The organism is Streptomyces sp. NPDC002754 (assembly GCF_053592315.1).
The window spans coordinates 1-17,959 of sequence record NZ_JBSFVM010000021.1 but is presented as its reverse complement, the minus strand read 5'-3'; the positions used below and the strand labels follow the sequence as shown (position 1 = coordinate 17,959).

At 72.8% G+C, this 17,959-nt stretch carries 12 protein-coding genes and 1 pseudogene; 7 read left to right on the top strand and 6 right to left on the bottom strand.

What is annotated here, in order from left to right; translation table 11 throughout:
- Positions 1-5: 5 nt before the first annotated feature.
- Positions 6-896, bottom strand: coding sequence for a fructosamine kinase family protein (locus tag ACWD2L_RS29930; protein WP_451192341.1), 891 nt, complete (start codon positions 894-896; stop codon positions 6-8).
- A 116-nt stretch (positions 897-1,012) separates the two neighbouring features.
- Between ACWD2L_RS29930 and ACWD2L_RS29925 the strand changes: the two genes are divergently transcribed.
- Entirely contained in the window at positions 1,013-1,732 is a 720-nt protein-coding gene (locus ACWD2L_RS29925; protein ID WP_451192338.1) for a type 1 glutamine amidotransferase, read from the top strand.
- On the opposite strand, the gene ACWD2L_RS29920 is transcribed toward ACWD2L_RS29925, so the two are convergent.
- Positions 1,692-2,942, bottom strand: coding sequence for a benzoate/H(+) symporter BenE family transporter (locus ACWD2L_RS29920; protein WP_451192335.1), 1,251 nt, complete (start codon positions 2,940-2,942; stop codon positions 1,692-1,694). The genes ACWD2L_RS29925 and ACWD2L_RS29920 overlap by 41 nt on opposite strands.
- Before the next feature lie 156 nt (positions 2,943-3,098).
- Between ACWD2L_RS29920 and ACWD2L_RS29915 the strand changes: the two genes are divergently transcribed.
- Positions 3,099-3,638, top strand: coding sequence for a helix-turn-helix domain-containing protein (locus tag ACWD2L_RS29915; RefSeq protein WP_451192585.1), 540 nt, complete (start codon positions 3,099-3,101; stop codon positions 3,636-3,638).
- Here the strand turns inward: ACWD2L_RS29915 and ACWD2L_RS29910 are convergent.
- Positions 3,635-4,210, bottom strand: a complete 576-nt coding sequence (locus ACWD2L_RS29910) for a TetR/AcrR family transcriptional regulator (RefSeq protein WP_451192332.1) — start codon at positions 4,208-4,210, stop codon at positions 3,635-3,637. The genes ACWD2L_RS29915 and ACWD2L_RS29910 overlap by 4 nt on opposite strands.
- A 110-nt stretch (positions 4,211-4,320) precedes the next feature.
- Between ACWD2L_RS29910 and ACWD2L_RS29905 the strand changes: the two genes are divergently transcribed.
- Positions 4,321-5,790 carry an MFS transporter gene (locus ACWD2L_RS29905; protein WP_451192329.1) on the top strand — a complete coding sequence of 490 codons (1,470 nt, stop codon included), beginning with the start codon at positions 4,321-4,323 and terminating at the stop codon, positions 5,788-5,790.
- Between the two features lie 232 nt (positions 5,791-6,022).
- Positions 6,023-8,545: an ATP-dependent Clp protease ATP-binding subunit gene (locus tag ACWD2L_RS29900; RefSeq protein WP_451192326.1), complete on the top strand. Its 2,523-nt coding sequence runs from the start codon at positions 6,023-6,025 to the stop codon at positions 8,543-8,545.
- 76 nt (positions 8,546-8,621) lie between these two features.
- Here ACWD2L_RS29900 and ACWD2L_RS29895 read toward each other — a convergent pair whose 3' ends face one another.
- The 3 genes from ACWD2L_RS29895 to ACWD2L_RS29885 all read right to left on the bottom strand — a co-directional run bounded on the left by ACWD2L_RS29895 (position 8,622) and on the right by ACWD2L_RS29885 (position 13,423).
- Positions 8,622-9,257, bottom strand: coding sequence for a DUF6629 family protein (locus ACWD2L_RS29895; protein WP_451192323.1), 636 nt, complete (start codon positions 9,255-9,257; stop codon positions 8,622-8,624).
- A 52-nt stretch (positions 9,258-9,309) separates the two neighbouring features.
- Positions 9,310-10,725 (bottom strand): FAD-binding oxidoreductase, encoded by a 1,416-nt coding sequence (locus ACWD2L_RS29890; protein WP_451192320.1) that lies wholly within the window; start codon positions 10,723-10,725, stop codon positions 9,310-9,312.
- A 100-nt stretch (positions 10,726-10,825) separates the two neighbouring features.
- A complete protein-coding gene (locus ACWD2L_RS29885) occupies positions 10,826-13,423 on the bottom strand; it encodes an ATP-binding protein (protein WP_451192318.1) in 2,598 nt (865 codons plus the stop codon).
- Positions 13,424-13,632: 209 nt separating this feature from the next.
- On the opposite strand from ACWD2L_RS29885, the gene ACWD2L_RS29880 reads away from it, so the two are divergent.
- The 3 genes and pseudogenes from ACWD2L_RS29880 to ACWD2L_RS29870 all read left to right on the top strand — a co-directional run.
- Positions 13,633-14,106: a MarR family winged helix-turn-helix transcriptional regulator gene (locus ACWD2L_RS29880; RefSeq protein ID WP_451192315.1), complete on the top strand. Its 474-nt coding sequence runs from the start codon at positions 13,633-13,635 to the stop codon at positions 14,104-14,106.
- A complete protein-coding gene (locus ACWD2L_RS29875) occupies positions 14,103-16,820 on the top strand; it encodes an FUSC family protein (protein ID WP_451192311.1) in 2,718 nt (905 codons plus the stop codon). Before ACWD2L_RS29880 ends, ACWD2L_RS29875 begins: the two co-directional genes overlap by 4 nt.
- Before the next feature lie 189 nt (positions 16,821-17,009).
- Positions 17,010-17,959: pseudogene (locus ACWD2L_RS29870) on the top strand (cytochrome c oxidase subunit I); the annotation flags it as partial.

The following is a 17,959-nucleotide window of genomic DNA, read 5'->3' as shown; positions in this document are numbered from 1 at the left end:
AGCCGCTACGTGAGTTGGGAGCGGGCCGCGGCCACCGCCTGCTCGGCGTAGCCGCGGCCGAACAGCACCGTGTGCACCAGGAGCGGGAAGAGCTGGTGGAGCGGGACGCGGTCGCGCCAGCCGTCGGCGAGCGGCGCGACCTGCTGGTATCCGTCGAGAATCCGGTCCAGGTGCGGCGCGCCGAACAGGTGCAGCATCGCCAGATCGGTCTCGCGGTGCCCGCCGTGCGCGGCCGGGTCGATGAGCCGGGCCGCGCCGTCGGCGCCCCACAGCAGGTTCCCGTTCCACAGGTCGCCGTGCAGCCGGGCAATGGGGTATCCCCTGCTCGGACGCAGTTGAGAGCTTGGGGAAGGCTCGGCGGGGCCCGCGAGTTCGGGCAGCCGCTCGCAGACCCGCTCGATGGGCCTCGCCTCGGCGGGGGAGAGGGTGCCGGCGTCGACGGCTTCGCGCAGGTAGGGCAGCACCCGGTGGTCGGCGTACCAGCGCGGCCAGTCGTCGCCCGGCACATTGCGCATCGGGGCGAGCCCGATGTACGCGTCCGTCGGCCCTTCGGGCGGCGCCGCACCGAACGCCGGGGCTCCGGCGCCGTGCAGCCGCGCGAGGCCCTCGCCGAAGCGCACCGCGGCGTCCCCACTCGGCGGCCCCTCCGCGACCCGGTCGACGACCAGGCACTGCTCGTCGTACCCATGCACCGTGGGCACCGCCACCGCTTCGGCCGCCGCGAGCCACCGCAGCCCGGCCGCCTCCGCGCGCACCGCCGCCGGGTCGTCGGCCTGCTTCACCATCACCACGCGGCCGTCGTCGAGGGTGACCTCGCCGAGGTGGGACGAGAGGCGGCGCTCGGCGGTGGCCGGGCGGCCGGTGAAGCGGGTGGCGGCGGCTGCGAGTGCTGACATGACTCTCAGCGTAGGACGACCGCGGGAACGTTGACGTGACACCCGGCCCGCTGGTCTGCTGCGTTGATCAACACGGGGTTCGTCCCCGGAAAACGTACAGAACGAGGCGAACGCGAATGAGTACCACGACAGTTGCTCCCGTCCTGGTCGTGCAGAACACCAAGAGCGGCGGCCCCGGCCGGGTCGGCGACTGGCTGCGTGAGGCGGGCCTCGCGACCGAGGTACTGCGTCCGTACGAGGGTGAGGCGCTGCCCGAGGCACTGAACGGCAGACCGTTGCTGGTGCTGGGCGGCGGCTTCCTGCCGGACGACGACGCACGCGCGCCCTGGCTGCCCGCCACCCGCCGCCTCGCCGCGCAGGCCCTCGACGGCGGCACGCCCGCCCTCGGTATCTGCCTCGGCGGTCAACTGCTCGCACAGGTGGCGGGCGGCCGTGTACGGGGGAAGCACGGGCGGCCCGAGTACGGCAGCACGCGGATCCGGCTGCGGGCCGAGGCGGCCGGGGACCCGTTGCTGCACGGGCTCGGAGGGACGGTTCCCGCGATCGAGCGGCACGTCGACCAGATAACGGAACTGCCGCCGGGCGCCGCCTGGTTGGCGTCCACCGAGGCCTGTCCGCACCAGGCGTTCCGGGTGGGGGAGCGGGCCTGGGGTGTTCAGTTCCACCCGGAGGCGGAGGCCGCGCGGATCGCCGGATGGGACGCCGAGGAGCTGGCCCGGCAGGGCTTCGACCGGGACCGGCTGCACGCCGCGGCGGTGGCCGAGGAGAGCGCGGCCGTCGCGGCGTGGTCCGAGGTCACGCGGAGGTTCGCTCGGGTGTGCGCGACGATGCCGTGACCGGCGGGGTGGCGGGCGCCGACGGGGTGGGGCGGCGCCGCGCCACCGACGTCACGACCGTGGTGAGCACGCCCGCGAGCAGTCCCCAGAACGCGGACCCGATGCCCAGCAGCGTCACACCGGAGGCCGTGGCGAGGAAGGTGGCTACGGCCGCCTCCCGCGACTTGGGATCCGACAGGGCGCCGGCCAGGGCGGACTCGATCGTGGCGAGCATGCCCACCCCGGCGACCGCCAGGACCAGCGCGTGCGGCATCGCGCCGAGCAGCGAGGCCACCGTCGCGCCGAGCAGGCCGACGCACAGGTAGAAGACACCCGCCCACGCGGCCGCGAGATAGCGCCGCTTCCGGTCGGGGTGCGCCTCCTCGCCGGTGCAGATCGCGGCGGTCAGCGCCGCGAGGTTGAGGCCGAACGCGCCGAATGGGGCGAGCACCGCCTGCGCGACACCGGTCCAGGTCAGGACGGGAGAGATCGGCACCTCGTACCCGGAGGTGCGCAGCACGGCGACACCCGGCAGATTCTGCGAGGCCATGGTGACCACGAACAGCGGCACACCGACGCTGATGAGCACCTTCCAGTCGAGCTCGGGGGCGGTGAACACCGGCTGCGCGAGAGACAGTTGGACCCGCTCCAGGTGCCAGCCACCGGTGAGGACGGAGGCCACGACTCCACCGGCGAGCGCGACCACCACCGCGTAGCGCGGCAGCAGCCTTCGCGCGAGCAGGTAGAGCGCGAACACCGGGAACGCGATCCCGAAGTGCCCGCCCATCTGCGCGAAGAGCCCCGTCCCGAAGTCCAGGAGCACACCGGCGAGCAGGGCGGACGCGAGCGGCACCGGGATCCGGTCCATGAGCCGCGCGAACCACCCCGTCAGACCGCTCACCACGGTCAGTACGGCACTGAAAACGAACGCGCCCACGGCCTTCTCCATGGACACCCCGCTCAGGCTCGTGGCGAGGAGTGCGGCCCCCGGCGTCGACCAAGAGGTGAGTACGGGCGCCTTGTTGCGCAGCGACAGGCCCACGGTGGTCACGGCGATGCCGACGCCGAGCGCCAGCATCCACGAGGACACCTCCCGCGCGTCCGCGCCGGCGGTCCGCGCCGCGGTGAACACGATGGCGGCCGCGCTGGTCACACCGACGGTGGTCGCGATGAGCCCCGCCGCCACGGCCGAGGGTGGTGCGAGGGCGCGTATGCGGGCGAGCGAGGACATACGGGTGTCACTTCCGAAGGCTGGGGGAGGCGGGGAACGAAGGGTCGAGCGAGCGCGCGAAGCGTTCCATGAACGGAACGTTCTGTTTGTGGAACACTAAGGACGCGGATGGCGACACGTCAACACGCGCCGACGGGCGCGGGAGGGGGCCGGGCGATGGGGCTTGGTGGCGAAGTGGGGCGCAGGCTGAAGCGGCTGCGTGAGGGCAGCGGCCTGTCCCTGTCCGAACTCGCGCGCCGCTCGGGCGTCGGCAAGGGCACGCTCTCCGAGCTCGAGACCGGCCGCCGCAACCCCACCCTCGAAACGCTCTACGCCCTGACCACCGCGCTCGGCCGCCCGCTCAGCGCCGTCCTCGACGACCCGCCGCCCGGTGTGGGCGCGGGCGCCGCCGGTGTCTCCGGGAGTGCGGTCACCGCGGTGCTCATCGAGCGGTACGAGGACGCGGACGCGGCCACCGACGTCTTCCGCGTCACCATCGCCGAGGGGGCGACCCAGGAGTCCGCGGCGCACGTCCCGCGCACCACGGAGAGCCTGATGGTGCTCGCCGGGACGGCCGTCGTCGGCCCGCCGGACGCACCCACGACCGCGGGACCCGGCGGTCACGCCCACTGGGCGGCGGACGCCCCGCACCTCTACGGCGCGCCGGACGGCGAGGTCCAGGGAATCCTCTTCGTCCGCTATCCGAAGGGCGCCTAACGGTCCTGGAGCAGCCGGTCGACCAGCCCTTCGACATAGTCCGGGGCGAGCGGGCCCATGCCGAACAGGACGCGGATGTACATCGGTGCGAGGACGTGGTCCAGCACGTCGAGCGCGTCGGGTGCGTGTTCGCCGCGCTCGCGGGCGCGATCGAGCATGGACTCCAACTGCCGGGTGCGTTCGGCGCGCAGGACGTCGCCGGCCTCCAGACCCTGCGGGCCGCTGCTCGACAGGGCCACGGCCAGGTGCAGCACCGCCGGCCCGTCGGGTCCGGTGATCTCGCGGGCCACTTGAGCCGCGTACGTACGCAGGTCGCCGGCCAGGCTCCCGGTGTCGGGCATCGGTGACCGCGTGTTGAGGCGGGTGAGCGCCACGTCGGTGAGCAGCGTTTCCAGGCTGCCCCACCGGCGGTAGATGCTGCTGTCGGCCACCCCTGCGCGGGCCGCGACCTCGCCGACCGTGAAGTTGCCGTACCCGCGCTCGCTGATCAGCTCGGTGACGGCCTGGTGCACCTGCGCGCCGACGCGGGCGCTGCGCCCGCCGGGCCGCCGGGCTCGCTGTGGCTCGTTCATGCCGCCACCATAACGCAGTCGGTACTTGCGTTTGTGAGGCGACCCTCCCTATAGTCGCCTAATGCAGCCCACGGCTGCGTTAGTAAAGCGACCGATCGAGAGGAATCCACATGGCTGTACCGCCTGCGGTCGTAGGCAGTCGATCGAGCCGGACCGTGCTGCTCGCGGTCACCTGCCTGGGCCAGTTCATGGTCCTGCTCGACAACACGATTGTTGGAGCGGCGCTGCCCGATATGCAGCAGCGGCTGCACACTCAACTGACCGGCTTGCAGTGGATCGTCGACGCGTACGTACTGCTGGTCGCCATGCTGCTGCTGTCCGGCGGCATCTTCGCCGACCGGTTCGGCCGCAAGCGGGTGTACCTGAGCGGCGTGATGGTGTTCACCGCCGCGTCGGTGCTGTGTGCCCTCGCGCCCTCGCTGGGCTGGCTGATCGCAGGACGGGTGCTTCAGGGCGTCGGGGCCGCGGCGGTGAGCCCCGCCTCGCTGGCCCTGCTCGCCGCCGCCCACCCCGCGCCGCAGGAGCGGCTCAAGGCGATCGGGCTGTGGGCCGGATTCAGCGGAATCGGTCTGGCGGCGGGTCCCGTGGCCGGCGGTGCACTGACGGAGGCCTTCGGCTGGCCCGCCATCTTCCTGGTCAACCTGCCCATCGGGGTGGTCCTGCTGGTGGTCGGACTGCGTCACCTCGGCGAGTCCCGTAACCCGGGCGCCCCCGCGATCGACGTCCCGGGCACGGTGCTGTCGGTTCTGGCGGTGGGGGCGCTGACCTACGGACTGATCGAGGGCGGCGCCCGCGGCTGGACCGCACCGGTCATCCTGGGCAGCTTCGCCGCGGCGGCGGTCCTCCTCGCCGCTTTCGTCGCCGTCGAAGCGCGGCACCCCGCCCCGATGCTGCCGCTGCGGTTGTTCAGGCAGCGGCTGTTCACCGTGTCCAACACCGCCATGGTCGTGGTCGGGTTCGCGCTCATGGGCTCGTCGTTCTTCTTCTCCCAGTTCTTCGTGTACGTCCAGGGCAGCTCGATCCTGCGCGCCGGCCTGCAGACCCTTCCCGTCTCCCTCGCCATGGTGATCGTCAGCCCGTACGCGGGACGGCTCGCCGCCCGGTACGGCTTCCGGATCGTGGTCACCATTGGCATGGCCCTGGCGGGGCTTGGCCTCCTCGCGTTCGGAATGGTGCACGCCGACACCGGCTACGGGAACGTGTGGTGGCGCCTTGGCCTCGCGGGCATCGGCTTCGCCCTGGTCATGTCCCCGCTGACGGGCGCCGCGATCCAGGCGGTCAGCCCGCAGGAGGGTGGCCTCGCCTCCGGCATCAGCAGCACCACCCGGCAGATCGGCGCGGTGCTCGGAGTGGCGTTGCTCGGGGCCGTCGTCCGCACCCGGCAGTCCGGCGGCGCCTCCTTCGAGACCGGCCTCAACAGCGCCTTCGTCGTAGCCGGCGCGATCACACTGGCCGCCGCCGTGTTCACCGGCCTGTGGCTGGCAAGGTCCAAGCCCGCGGACACCGTCACGGAACCGCAAGGCTCCACCGGTCCGGGTGCGGCCACCGCCTCGAACGAGGCGTCCGTGCGCAGTCGTTGACGGCGCGGGCCGTGTCGCGTCGGCGTCGGTTTCCGACGCCTGGCGTGGCCCGTGGCCGGTGCGAGAGGGCCCCGTCCGAGCCCTTCACCGCACGAGGGGCCTACGCCCGTCGTCGGCGTCTCGTACGGCCCATCACGTTTATCCACGCCACAGCGGGCTACGCGCACCTCAGACGGACGTCGAACGTGGCAGCGCTGTCGCACGCGGACAGGGCACGCCGGGACGGATGGGTATGAGCAGCGGATTCACCGGGTCCGACGGCTACGGACAGGACCCCTTCGGCGACTTCTTCTCGCGGTTCCTCGGCGGTGGCCGACGGCAGATCGACATCGGCAGGCTGATGAGCGGGCCCGCCCGCCAGCTCGTCGCCACCGCCGCGAACTACGCCAGTGAGCACGGCCGGGGTGACCTCGACACCGGGCACCTGCTGTGGGCCGCGCTCTCCCTCGAACCCACCCGCACCCTCGTGACACAGGCGGGCGCCGACCCCGACCGGTTGGCTGGGGAGATCGACCGGCACGCCGGCGGCGGTGGGCCGAGCCACACCCCGCAGTCCCTCTCCGTGACTCCCGCGGTCAAGCGGGCCCTGCTCGACGCACATGTGATCGCACGAGAGTCGGGCGTGGCCTACATCGGCCCCGACCACATCGTGATCGCGCTCGCGGCCAACCCCGACTCGGCGGCGGGACACCTTCTCAACCAGGTCCGCTTCACCCCGGACCCGGCACCGCAGCCCCCGCCTCCCGGATCGGCCGAACCCCGGCCCGGCGGCCAGCAGGCGTGGACCACGACTGCCACGCCCAACCTGGACCGCTTCGGCGAGGACCTCACCGACCGGGCCCGCCAGGGCCTCCTCGACCCGGTCATCGGCCGCGACGAGGAGATCGAGCAGACCATTGAGGTGCTCTCCCGCAGGGGCAAGAACAACCCCGTGCTCATCGGCGACGCGGGCGTCGGCAAGACCGCGATCGTCGAGGGCCTCGCCCAGCGCATCGCCGACGGCGACGTACCCGAGACACTCTGCGGACGCCGCCTCGTCTCGCTCGACCTGTCCGGCATCGTCGCCGGCACCCGCTACCGCGGCGACTTCGAGGAACGGCTCACCGACATCATCGACGAAGTGCGCGCCCGACCCGACGAACTCATCGTGTTCATCGACGAGTTGCACACCGTCGTCGGCGCCGGAGCGAGCGGCGGCTCCGAAGGCGGCTCGATGGACGCGGGCAACATGCTCAAACCCGCCCTGGCACGCGGCGAGTTGCACGTCATCGGCGCCACCACCCTGGAGGAGTACCGGCGGCACATCGAGAAGGACGCCGCGCTCGCCCGCCGCTTCCAGTCGATCCTGGTCCCCGAACCACAGGCGGCGGACGCCGTGGAGATCCTGCGCGGCCTGCGCGACCGCTACGAGGCACACCACCAGATCCGGTACGCCGACGAGGCGCTGCTCGCCGCCGTCGACCTCTCCGACCGCTACCTCACCGACCGCTTCCTGCCCGACAAGGCCATCGACCTGATGGACCAGGCGGGCGCCCGCGTGCGCCTGCGCGACCGCACCAAGACCACCGACGTACGGGCCCTGGAACGCGAGGTCGACGACCTCACCCGCGACAAGGACGAGGCGGTGGCCGCCGAGCAGTACGAGCGGGCCGGTGAACTGCGCGACCGGATCGGCGAGTTGACCGGCCGCATCGAGAGCGCCCGCGACCCCGAGCCCGGCGACGGACACATCGTCGAGGTGTCCGCCGAGGACATCGCCGAGATCGTGTCCCGGCAGACCGGCATCCCCGTCAGCAGCCTCACCAAGGAGGAGAAGGAGCGCCTCCTCGGCCTCGAACAGCATCTGCACGAGCGGGTCATCGGCCAGGACGAGGCCGTCACCGCTGTCTCCGAGGCCGTCCTGCGCTCCCGCGCCGGGCTCGCCAGCCCCGACCGGCCCATCGGCAGCTTCCTCTTCCTCGGCCCCACCGGCGTCGGCAAGACCGAACTGGCCCGCGCCCTCGCCGAGGCACTCTTCGGCAGCCAGGAACGCATGGTCCGGCTCGACATGAGCGAGTTCCAGGAGAAGCACACCGTCTCCCGACTGGTCGGCGCGCCGCCCGGATACGTCGGCCACGACGAGGCCGGACAGCTCACCGAGGCCGTGCGCCGGCACCCGTACTCCCTGGTCCTGCTCGACGAGGTGGAGAAGGCACACCCCGACGTGCTTCCACTCCTACTGCAGGTCCTCGACGACGGCCGCCTCACCGACGCCCAGGGCCGCACCGTGAACTTCACGAACACGGTCATCGTGATGACCAGCAACCTCGGCTCCGAGGCCATCGCCGGACGCGGCACCGCGCTGGGCTTCCGCACCGACGACTCCGCCGACGAGACCGCACGCCGCGACCAGGTCCTGCGCCCGCTGCGGGAGCACTTCCGCCCGGAGTTCCTGAACCGCGTCGACGAGATCGTCACCTTCCGGCGGCTCAGCACCGAGCAGCTGGTCCGCATCACGGACCTCCTCCTCGAAGAGACCCGGCGCCGTCTGCACGCCCAGGACATCACCATCGAGTTCGCCCCCGAGGCCGTCGAGTGGCTGGCCCGGCGCGGCCACCAGCCCGAGTACGGGGCGCGCCCACTGCGCCGCACCATCCAGCGCGAGGTCGACAACCGGCTCTCCCGGATGCTGCTCGACGGCGAGATCGCGGCGGGCGGCCGGATCCTGGTCGAGGTGGGCGACGGGGAGCTCACCGTCCGGGCGAAGGAGACGTAACCCCTTGTCACGTACGCGGGACACCATGCGGGCCGCCTTCCGCGGAGGGGGAGCGTTGGCCTGCCCTGTGTGACGATCACCGACTGGCGGCAGCCTTCCGGGAATCGTTGCCCAGCCACCAGTAGAGGGCCACCGAGCAGAGCGCGGCGCCGGCGCACCACGTGGAGATGAACTCCCAGCGCCACAGCGCCGCGCACACTGCCGCCACGACCGCCGCCAGGACACCGAGCAGCACAGGACCCCGCTCGCCCGACAGCAGTAGCGAGCCGATCGTCGCCAGCAGATAGCCCGCCAGGAGCCAGCCGGCATGCGGCAGGCCGATCGAGTAGCCCATCGTGTGGCCGCGGACCTCTGCGGTCACCGTGCTCGTCGCCAGCACGTACACGAGCGCCCCCGATGTCACCACGCCCGCCGCGAGCGGCACGATCAGCCGACGGCGGGCATCCGGGGCGACCGCCCACCACACGCTCGCCGGCACCCACAACGGCAGCAACGGCAGCGCGATCACCGCCCACGCGAGGACGGCGGGGCCGGTGCCACCGCCGTCGTTCCAGATCACCGCCTCGATGATCTGATGCGCGCCGAGCAGCAGCGGCAGCGCCGCGAGCGGCACCGCCCGCGGCCGGGTGCACGCCGCTCGGGACACGCACCCCACGCCCACCGCGGCGATCGCGCCACCCGCCACCAGATCGGCCGTCGCACTCCAGCACATGCGACCACGCTACGTTTCCGGGGGCCGGGCGGCGCGTCGTGGGTCCGCCCCGCTACGGGCGGACGTTGTCGCGTGCGGTCGGGTCCGGCTGGATGTTCTGGTTGTTGCGGAACACGTTGTCCGGGTCAAGGGCCGCCTTGACGCGGGCCAGCCGGGCGTAGTTGCCGCGGTAGCTCGCCCGCACCCGCTCCTGCCCCTCGTCCATCATCATGTTCACGTAGGCGCCGCCCGCCGAGTACGGGTGGAGGGCCTCGAAGTAGTCGACCGTCCAGCGCCGCAGCAGATCTGCGTTGGCCGGGTCCGGGTCGACGCCCGCGAACACGCTCGCCCAGCGCGCGTCCCGGTAGCTGAACGCGGTGTCGGACGGACCGACGTCGTGCGCGGCGCCGTCGATCGGGTAGAGGTGCATCGTCGACTGCATGGACGGAGTCTGCGGCCCGAACTTGGCGTGCAGCTCCACGGCGTCGTCCGGGATCTCGCGGACGAAGTCGGCCCGCCAGTACCACTGGTCGCCCGGCGGGTACAGGCCGTCGAACATCGACTGCATCACGGGATGCGGCATCGGCGCGACCGCGTGCAGCAACGGCGCGGGCAGGTCGCCGAGGAGCGGTGCCATGGCGCGGTCCGCCGCCTCAGGGTCCCCGGAGGTGTGACACCACACGACCCCGCACACCTTCCGCAGGTGCAGCTCCTCGGGGAACGGCGGGACAGGCGGTACGGACCCGAACAGGAAGAAGCCGTTGACGTCGCGGGGCGCGGCGGGCAGGAACTCGCGGTAGGCGGCGAGGACTTCGGCGCTCTGCTCGGCGGGCCAGAATGTCGGCCCGGCCACCGCCGTGGCCACCTCGTGCAGCCGGAACGTGAAGGAGGTGACGACGCCGAAGTTGCCGCCGCCGCCCCGGATCGCCCAGTACAGGTCCGTGTTGGTGTCGGCGTCCGCGCGCACCGGTGTGCCGTCGGCGAGGACGACCTCCGCCGCCAGGATGTTGTCGACGGTCAGGCCGTGGCGCCGGGTGAGGTGGCCGAGGCCGCCACCGAGCGCGAGGCCGCCGACGCCGGTGGTGGAGATGATGCCGCTGGGCGTGGCCAGGCCGTGCTCGTGCGTCGCCGCGTCGACCAGGCCCCAGGTGGCACCGCCGCCGACCTTCACGGTACGGGCGGCCGCGTCGACCTCGACGGAGTTCATGGGCGCCAGGTCGGCGACCACGCCGGCCTCGCAGGTGCCGAGCCCCGCGCCGTGGTGGCCGCCGCCGCGCACGGCGAGCGGGAGTTCGTGGCGGCGGGCGAAGGCGATCACTTTCGCCACGTCGGCCGCGTCGGCGCAGCCCGCGACAAGCGCGGGACGCCGGTCGATCATCGCGTTGTAGACGGCGCGGGCCTCCTCGTACCCGGAGTCCGTGGGTCCGGTCAACGTCCCCTGGAATCCAGTCAGTTCGCGGCGCGGGGCCTGTGCGGGTGTGCTGGTCATGCGGTCCCCCGTGTCGATCGGGTGTCGTCCGCCCCGTTCTACGGGCGTTGCGTGCGGTCGGGCATGCGTGGACGACACCCACCTCGGGCCGGTTGAGTACCTACGTTTCGCCGGCCGCGGTGAGCCCGATCTCCGCCGCCCGCTGGGCGGCCCGGCGGCGGGTGGGCGCGTCCAGCTTCTCCAGGACCGCGCGCACATGGTTGTCGACCGTGCGCACGGAAAGGACGAGGCGTCCGGCGATCTCCGCGTTGGTCAGACCTTCCATCAGGAGCCGCACTACCTGGAGTTGACGGTCGGTCAGCCCCGCCGGGTTGCCGCGCGCCGCCGCGTGGGGGCCGCGGGGGACACGGCGCACGCCGAGGTCACGCAGCTCGGCGCGGATCAGGCGGGCGAGCGGCGCCGCGCCCAGTGCGTCCAGGGTGGTGAGCGCGCTCAGCTTGACCGCCGGGTCGGGGCTCTGCGCGAGCGCGGCCGCCTCCTCGTACGGGCAGCCTGCCGTGTGCCACAGCTCCGCGGCCTTGTCCCACTGGCCCGCGGCCTGGAGCGCGTACGGATGGGTGGCCCCGTCGTGCGGTGCGGGCCTGCCCGCCCGGGTCAGCCAGTAGCCGAGCTCGTAGCGCTGCGGCGCGGCGAGCCGGCGGGCCCGCTCGTACACCCGCTCGGCGGCGACGCGCATGCCCGTCCGGTCGCCGCGCAGCCACGCGGCCTCCGCGCGGGCGGCCGCGACCGGGCCGAGGCGCTGCAACTCATCCGTGCCGACCGCGATCCGCCAGGCCTGGTCGAGCAGTTCACCGCCGCCGGGCTCGCCGCGCCGCACCCGGACGCGGGCGAGGACGGTGAGAGCGGGGCAGCGGGCGGGCGGGAAGACGTCCGCGCCGAGCCGCGCGTACCGCTCGGCCTCCGCCCAGTCGCCCGCCGCGAACTTCCGCAGCGCCAGCTCGACATGAAGGTACGTCAGAAAGCCGAGGTGCTCGGCGCGGTCGGCGAGGTCGATGGCGGGGGAGAGGTGCCGGTCCGCCTCGGTGAAACGGAGATCGTCCATGAGCGACCAGACGATATTGGCGTAGGCGCGGCACGCGTGCTCCACCTCGCCCGATTCGAGCGCCACCGCCAGACTCTCCTCCAACTGCCGCTGCCCCAGCGGATCCCCGTCCCGCCAACGCGCCGAACCGACGTTGTTGATCGCGTGCGCGAGAATGGCCGGATCGCCCGCCCTGTGGGCCAGCGCGATGGCCCGCTCTCCGTACGCGACGGCCTGGGCGTACGCGTCCGACAGCATCCGCAACTGCGCCGTATTGCTGAGGGCGAGCGCCAACAGCCGGTCGTCACCGGCCCGTTCGAGCACCGCGAGGGCCTCGCGCGCGGCCGTCTCCGCAGCCACCGCGTCGCCCGCCCACCAGTGGATCCGCGACAGCCAGCGCAGATCCGCGCCGAGCGCCCGCGGCTCGCCGAGGTCGCGACGCAGCTCCACCGCCTCCCGCTGCGCGCCGACGGCGGCGTCCGAGTCGCCGATGGTGTAGCTCTCGACGGCGTACTGCTCCAGGAGAGCGGCCAGCTCGGCGGGGCCGTGGCGCTCGCGCTGTCGCAGGACCAGTCGCAGGTGCGCGGCGGCCTCCCGGTGCGCGCCTGCCCGCGCCGCGTCACGGGCGGCCCGCGGCCCGTACCGCGCCACCGTGTCGAGGTCGCCGGCCGCCGCCGCGTGGTGCACGATCCGCGAACGGTCGGCGCCCGGCACGGCCACCAGCGCGGCGAGCACCGCCCGGTCGAGCGCGATCCGCCGGGCCGCGGGCAGCGAGTCGGCCACGGCACGGCGGATGATCTCGTGCCGGAACGTCACCCGGTCCGGTGCCACCACGAGAAGCCCGCCCTGCTCGGCCGCCGCGAGCGCCCCGCAACCGCCCGGCAGCAGCGCGTCGACGAGCGACTGCTCCACGGCCGAGGGCACCACGGCCAACTGCTCCAGCGCGTCCCGCGCCGTGTCGTCGAGGCGGCGCAGCCGTGCGTGCACCGCGTCCACCACCGTCGGCGGCACCACGCCCGTGCCGCCCGCCGCCACGACCTCGGCCACGAAGAACGGATTGCCCGACGTCACCGCGTACACCTGCGCCGCATCGAGCCCGGCCGCCCCGCACAGGCTGCCCACGGCCGTCCGCGACAGCGGAGCGAGCGGCAGGCGGTGCACGCGGGCCGCGCTGGACACCTGGCCGAGCAGCTGTCGCAGCGGATGTCCGCGCCCGAGCTCGTCGTCCCGGTAGGTGAGCACGAGCACGGCGGGCAACCGCTCGATGCGGCGCACCAGATACCGCAGCGCGTCCAGCGAGGCCTCGTCCGCCCAGTGCACGTCCTCCACGACGAGCACCGCGGGATGCGGGGCGCCGGCCAGCTCGGCGTGCAGGGCCTCGTAGATCCGGTGCCGGTCACCGGCGTCGCGTACGGCGCGGGCCAGGTCGGCGCCCACGCTGCCGACGAGGTCGCGCAGCGGGCCCAGCGGGCGGCCGGTGGCCAGGTCGTCGCAGTGTCCGACCAGGAGGCGGGCGGACGGTGGCAGTACGGAGGGCAGGGCCCGAACCAGGGACGACTTCCCGATACCGGCCTCGCCGAGGACGAGTGTGATCGATCCGGCTCCGCGTGCCGCGTCCCGGGCGGCGTCGGCCAGTCGTTCCAGCTCGAGGTCCCGTTCGAGGATGGCCCCGTCCATAGGGGGACTTTCCCACCGGGGGGCGTCCGCCGGGAGTCGGGAGCGGGGCGGATACGTCGCCGGATGGTGGGTGGGCGGTTGCACGGGGGTGCGGTCGCGGGGCTCTGCCCCGGACCCCGCTGCTCAATCGCCGCAGGGGCTCTATGGGAGGGGCTCGATTGCCGACCCGGCCGCCGGCTGCTTGTAAGTCCCATGTATATTCTTTCTATATGCATCTATCTTCGGGGCTCGTCGACGCCACTGAGGCCCAGCGCATCGAAAGCGCTGCCCGAGGGCTTCTGCGGGGGATCGCCCAGCTCGGGCAGTCCCTCTTCCGGGAGGGCGAGTTCGGGCTCACACGCAGCCAGGTCGTGCTGCTCGACGCGCTGGAGGGCGGGCCGTCCCGGGTGACAGGGCTCGCCGCCCGTACCGGCATGGCTCAGCCGCGGGTCACCGTGCTTCTCCAGAAGCTGGGGGAGGCCGGGCTCGTCGAGCGGCGGCGCTGCGAGGACGACCGGCGCGCAGTCGAGACGTCCCTGACGCCCGCGGGTCGCGCCCTGCTCGAAACGGGGCGGCAGCGGATGGCCGCCGCCCTGCTGGCCTCGCTCGAGGGCGGCGCCGTCGACGACCCGGAGCGCGCGGTGTCCACCGCGCGGGATGCGCTCGCCGTCTTGTTGAACGCCATCGAATCGGAGGCCAGTTGACCACCCCGGGCACCTTGCCGGACCAGCACACCGCCGCGAACGAAGCCTCTCCAGGGGCCGACCTCGCGCCCCACCGCGTGGCCGGGCCCCGCAGATGGTGGGACTGGGTCCTCGCGGCCGACCCCGGCCTCGGTCAGCTGCAGACCGGCTGGCGCACCCTCGTCGCCATGGTGACGGCGCTCGCCGTCGGCTACGCGATGGCCGAGGCGCTCGGCATCCCCGACATGATCGGCATGATGGTCGCCGGGATGATGGGCCTGATGAGCGCCTTCGCGATCGCGGAGAACACCTGGGACCGCCTCGCCCGCGCCATCCTGTGGATGCCGTTCCCGTACACCGTCGCGCTGTGGCTGTGCGCGACCATGAACGGCAAGCGCGTCCCGCAGATGGTGCTCATGATCGCGGCTCTCGCCGTGACCTTCCTGCTCGCCAGGTTCGGGTCGCTCCTGCTGCTCACCGGCATGATGCTGTTCAACGGCTTCATGGTCGGCATGCTCGCGGGCATCCCCGTCGCGCTCGTCGGCAAGGCCTTCGCGGTCGCCCTGGTGTCCGCCGCCGCCGTCCTCATCACCCGGCTCCTGCTGTGCTACCCGATGCCCCGCGAGGACCTGCTGCGCACCCAGCGCGCCTTCGTGGTCGAGGCGCGCCGCGTCGCCGACGCCGCCGTGGACGCCGTCGACCCCGACGCCGACCAGGAGCGGGCCGTGCGCCGCATGGACCGCTCGCTGCGCCGCCTCAACATCACCACCGTGACCATCGACGGCCGCCTCGCCCAGCCCGAGGTCGCCGCCGACCCCGACGCCGCCGAACTCCTGCACCGGCACCTCTTCGACGCCGAGCTCGCGCTGCGCGGCATCGGCCAAGCAGTCCAGGAGCTGACCCGGCTGCCCGTCCCCGAGCAGCTGCGGGAGGCGCTCGCCGTGGGCCTCGTGCTCGCCCGCGACACCCCCATACGGGAGGCCGAGGGGCTCCAGCCGGCCGCCGCCCACATCCAGGAACGGGCCGAGGCGGTCCTGGCCGACCCGGCCGCCTCCACCGAGGACGTGGAGGCCGCGGTGCTCGCGCGCCGCGTCGGACATCTCCTCGACTCCCTCGCCCGCGCCCTGCACAACTGGCTCACGCTCGGCGCGAGCGCCGTCGCGGGCAAGGCCGAGGTGCCGTTCAAGTCGACCGTCGCCCTGGAGAACAACCGGCTGCCCGGCTCCGCGGGCCCCACCCGCCGCGTGCTCGCCGGAACCACCGAGTCCGGCTGGCGCCGCGCCATCCCGTACATCCGGGTCCCCGCGCACGCCGCAGTGGCCGCCGCGATCGTCGTCCCGATCTCCGACGCCATCGACCCCGGCCGCTTCTACTGGGGCCTCGTCGGCGTGATGATCACGCTGTTCGGCACCAACACCACCCACGAGCGGCTGCGGAAGTTCGGCCACCGCATGGTCGGCACGGTCGTCGGCGCCGTCCTCGGCATCCTGCTCGTCCACCTCATCGGCCCCGACCACGTCTACTGGACCCTGACGGTCATCGTCGCCGGAATCACCGTCGGCGCCTGGGGCATGGCCCGCGCCTACGCCGTCTGGGTCGTCGGCCTCGTCGTCGCCCTGTGCCAGCTGTACGCCATGACCACGCCCGAGAGCGGCATGGACCACCTGCTGGGCGAGCGGCTCCTGGACAACGGCATCGGCGTCCTCGTCGCCACTGCCTGCGCCGCGCTGATCTTCCCGCTGGCCCGCCGCACCGTCGTCCAGGAGGCCGAGCGCGGCTACGTCGACGTACTCGCCCAGGTCGTCGCGCAGGTCGAGCAGCGCTGGACGCGGCCCGACACCCCGGTGCGGCTGCGCGGCGCCGCCCGCGCCGTGGACGCCGCGCTGCTCCAGGTGCAGTCCGTCGCCAAGCCGCTCGTGCGCATGCCGGTCGGCGTCAGCGGCCCGGCGGCCGAGCACCGCGTCGCCCTGCTGACCTCCGCCACGGGCCACGCCCGCGCCCTGGCCTCGGCCGCCGACATAGACGTGGATCTGCCGCCGCGGCTCGTCGAACGCGCCCGCCTCGTCACCGCTACGGTCACCGCATCCCTCAAGGAACTCGACCGGTTCTTCGCGACCGGCGAGCCCGAGGGCACGTACCGCAGGGTGAGCCCGCTCCTGAGGGAGCTGCGCAGCGAGCTGGCCCCGGCCAGGTCGGGCCCGCGCGCCCAGCGCCTGCACACCGCGCTGCGCGAACTCGACGCCCTCGACGAGACACTCGCCGCGTACGCCGAGCAGGCGGGCCTGCCCGTCGCCACCGGGAACGGCACCGCGCAGCGGCCCACGTCCCCGATGCAGCGCCGTACGCGCGCGGTGATGGCGGCCTGGAGCGAACCGCGTCCGGAGGCGCAGGCCGAGCCCAGCACGGCCGCCACGCCCAAGCCGGCGCCGACGCCGCAGGCCCACGCTCCACAGCAGCGTCGTGAACCGGAGCCCGTGCGCCGGGCCCGTGTCACCGGCCGGGTGGAGTGCGCCGAGCACCCCGCGGGCTGTCCCGCCTGGATCACCGCGATCAGCGCCCGCGGCAAGCGGCTCGCCAAGGCCGCGGTGAACCAGGGGAGTTACACGGTCGAGGGGCTGCCCCCGGGCACTCACACCCTGGTGATCTCCGCGTCCCAGCACACGCCGCGGGCCGAACTGATCAGCGTGGAGGACACGTTGGGTGTCGTACAGCACGACATCCGACTGTCGCACTGACGGTCCGCTGCTGCATTCGAGGGAACCGGGGACGCGCGGGCGCGCGTGTCCCCGCTTCCCGCCCCGACGTCCGCTAGTCGTGGTCGTGTCCTGTACACCGGCCAAGGAAGCGACTACCTGATGACGTCCCTGGAGAGCGCGCCGGCGAGCGCCGAGGCACCGGATTCGGAGACCGCACACGCGCGGCGACCCGGTGCGGTGGTGATCAAGTGGCTCACCACCACTGACCACAAGACGATCGGCTCGCTGTATCTGATCACTTCGTTCGCGTTCTTCGTCGTCGGCGGCATCATGGCGCTCTTCATGCGCGCCGAACTGGCCCGTCCCGGACTGCAGATCCTGTCGAACGAGCAGTTCAATCAGGCGTTCACGCTGCACGGCCTGATCATGCTCCTGATGTTCGCGACGCCGCTGTTCTCCGGCTTCGCGAACTGGATCATGCCGCTGCAGATCGGCGCCCCCGACGTCGCGTTCCCGCGACTGAACATGTTCGCCTACTGGCTGTACCTGTTCGGCTCGCTGATCGCGGCCGCCGCACTGCTCACCCCGCAGGGCGGCCCCGACTTCGGCTGGTTCATGTACGCGCCGCTGTCGGACGCGATCCACACGACGGGCGTCGGCGCCGACATGGCCATCATGGGCCTGGCCTTCTCCGGCTTCGGCACCATCCTCGGCTCCGTCAACTTCATCACGACCATCATCTGCATGCGCATGCCCGGCATGACGATGTTCCGCATGCCGATCTTCGTGTGGAACGTGCTGCTGACCGGTGTGCTGGTCCTGCTGGCCTTCCCGGTCCTCGCGGCCGCGCTGTTCGCCCTGGAGGCGGACCGCAAGTTCGGTGCCCATGTCTTCGATGCGACCAACGGCGGCGCGCTGCTCTGGCAGCACCTCTTCTGGTTCTTCGGGCACCCGGAGGTGTACATCATCGCCCTGCCGTTCTTCGGCATCGTCTCCGAGGTCATCCCGGTCTTCTCGCGCAAGCCGATCTTCGGCTACTCGGGCCTGGTGGGCGCCACGATCGCGATCGCCGGCCTGTCCATCACGGTGTGGGCGCACCACATGTACGTCACCGGCGGTGTGTTGCTTCCGTTCTTCTCCTTCATGACGTTCCTGATCGCCGTGCCAACAGGCGTGAA

Coding starts and splice junctions, on each gene's coding strand:
- ACWD2L_RS29930 (WP_451192341.1), bottom strand. CDS start 896: ATGTCAGCACTCGCAGCCGCCGCCACCCGCTTCACCGGCCGCCCGGCC.
- ACWD2L_RS29925 (WP_451192338.1), top strand. CDS start 1,013: ATGAGTACCACGACAGTTGCTCCCGTCCTGGTCGTGCAGAACACCAAG.
- ACWD2L_RS29920 (WP_451192335.1), bottom strand. CDS start 2,942: ATGTCCTCGCTCGCCCGCATACGCGCCCTCGCACCACCCTCGGCCGTG.
- ACWD2L_RS29915 (WP_451192585.1), top strand. CDS start 3,099: ATGGGGCTTGGTGGCGAAGTGGGGCGCAGGCTGAAGCGGCTGCGTGAG.
- ACWD2L_RS29910 (WP_451192332.1), bottom strand. CDS start 4,210: ATGAACGAGCCACAGCGAGCCCGGCGGCCCGGCGGGCGCAGCGCCCGC.
- ACWD2L_RS29905 (WP_451192329.1), top strand. CDS start 4,321: ATGGCTGTACCGCCTGCGGTCGTAGGCAGTCGATCGAGCCGGACCGTG.
- ACWD2L_RS29900 (WP_451192326.1), top strand. CDS start 6,023: ATGAGCAGCGGATTCACCGGGTCCGACGGCTACGGACAGGACCCCTTC.
- ACWD2L_RS29895 (WP_451192323.1), bottom strand. CDS start 9,257: ATGTGCTGGAGTGCGACGGCCGATCTGGTGGCGGGTGGCGCGATCGCC.
- ACWD2L_RS29890 (WP_451192320.1), bottom strand. CDS start 10,725: ATGACCAGCACACCCGCACAGGCCCCGCGCCGCGAACTGACTGGATTC.
- ACWD2L_RS29885 (WP_451192318.1), bottom strand. CDS start 13,423: ATGGACGGGGCCATCCTCGAACGGGACCTCGAGCTGGAACGACTGGCC.
- ACWD2L_RS29880 (WP_451192315.1), top strand. CDS start 13,633: ATGCATCTATCTTCGGGGCTCGTCGACGCCACTGAGGCCCAGCGCATC.